The organism is Monashia sp. HAY1-2A (assembly GCF_056755315.1).
Genome location: NZ_JBNDHY010000470.1, coordinates 1 through 264 on the forward strand (window position 1 = coordinate 1; position 264 = coordinate 264).

Annotated in this window: 1 pseudogene; it reads right to left on the minus strand. The window is 61.4% G+C overall.

Annotation, left to right across the window (positions count from 1 at the left end):
* A pseudogene (locus ACPYOM_RS22740) lies at positions 1 to 204 on the minus strand (GNAT family N-acetyltransferase); the annotation flags it as partial.
* Positions 205 to 264 lie beyond the last annotated feature (60 nt).

Here is a 264-nt window from a genome sequence, read left to right on the forward strand (position 1 = left end):
GGACAGCGCCTTCAACGCGCCGCAGCCCAACAGGATCCCGTCCTCGCGGGCCGTCCAGAACGTGATTGATTCGTGGGACAAGGCCGAGTGATCCAACGCGTGAACGATCTCTGCCGGAGAGGTGGCGAACATGTCGGCCAAGTGCTCGCTCAGGAGGGCATGGACGTCTGGGCGTGCGGGATCGTCTGCTTCTATCCGGATCATGAACCCCAATTTACCCGCAGCTATCCGTCCAGAAGGTGCAGCTGAGCCTTCGTATCCAGG